The sequence below is a fragment of the Phenylobacterium sp. 58.2.17 genome, from assembly GCF_026411515.1.
Classification (GTDB): domain Bacteria; phylum Pseudomonadota; class Alphaproteobacteria; order Caulobacterales; family Caulobacteraceae; genus Phenylobacterium.
In genome coordinates this window covers 1-1,194 of record NZ_JAPMTQ010000100.1, presented here as the reverse complement: position 1 = coordinate 1,194, position 1,194 = coordinate 1, and the positions used below count along the sequence as shown (strand labels likewise).

1 protein-coding gene is annotated in these 1,194 nt (G+C 69.9%); it reads right to left on the bottom strand.

Annotated features, from left to right (window positions below; genetic code table 11):
* Window positions 1–22: 22 nt before the first annotated feature.
* Window positions 23–976: an IS110 family transposase gene (locus OUA97_RS23195; RefSeq protein ID WP_267234441.1), complete on the bottom strand. Its 954-nt coding sequence runs from the start codon at window positions 974–976 to the stop codon at window positions 23–25.
* Between the last annotated feature and the right edge of the window lie 218 nt (window positions 977–1,194).

Genomic DNA, 1,194 nt, shown 5'->3' with positions numbered 1-1,194 from the left:
ATGGCTGACTGAGCAACCATGTTCAGGTTGCGGGCTGTTTGAGCCATGGCTGGCCCCGGCCGAGGACGAGGTTGGCGGCCTCGACGAGCTTGCGCATGACGGCGACGACGATGAGTTTGGCGGGCTTGCCGCGGGCGCGCAGTTGTTCGGCGAAGGCCTTGAGGCCGGGGTCGCAGCGTTTGGCCTGCAGTCCGGCGAGGTAGAGCATGCGGCGGACCCGGGAGCGGCCGCCGGCGATGAAGCGCAAGCCCTTCCATTGGCCGCTGTCGCGGTCGAAGGGGGCGACGCCGGCCAAGCTGGCGGCCTGGCCGCGGCGCATCTGTCCCAGCTCGGGCATGCGCACGACCAGGGTGGCCGCGACGATCGGCCCGACGCCGGGAAGGCTGAGCAGCAGCCGGAAGCGCGCCAGCAACTGCGGGCAGGCCTTGATCGCGGTCAGCACCTGCGCCGCCAGTTTGGCCTTCAGCCGCTCGAGGCTGCGGATCTGGGCCCCGATCGCACTGGCCACGTCCTTGAGCCGGACGCTCTCGAGGAAGGTCTTCAGCTCGACCGCCTGGTCCGTGACCTGCTCATAGGCGCTCAGGCGCTCGGCCAGCTCGACCAGCCGTGGATCCTGGGCGGCCTTCACCGCCTCCACCTGCGCCGTCGCCGCGGCGATCAGCGCCGCGTCCAGCCGGTCGTTCTTGGCCCGCCGGCGCTTCAGACGCGCGAACAGCCGCACCTCCAGCGGCTGGTGCACCACCACCTCGAACCCCGCCGCCGACAGCGCTTCGCGCAGCTCCCGCTCGTAGCCGCCGCTCGCCTCCAGCCCGACCCGCCCCACCTCGCGCGCCCGCAGCCAGCCGATCAGCTCGCCGATCCCGGCCTGGTCATTGCCGACCTCCAGCTGCTCGGCCTGGCCGAGCACCGCGGCGTCCAGGCGACGTTTGCCGACATCGACCCCGGCGATCTTCCTGCTAGACTGACGCTGTTCCACAGACCCCTCCTTGTGGCTTCGGACCTCAAAGTCCCTGCAACCATCCGGGTCAGTGAAACGTCGATGGCGGCCCTGCTCAGTCCCAGCCCAAAAGGCTCGGGGAATGACGGCCCCTCCACCGACAGTCCGCCTGGCGTGCCAGCGTCAGGCGGACGTCCCGGAAGACACCGCCAACTTAGCGCCCTTCAAACAGACAAGGGGGATTGCTGACTCAGCAG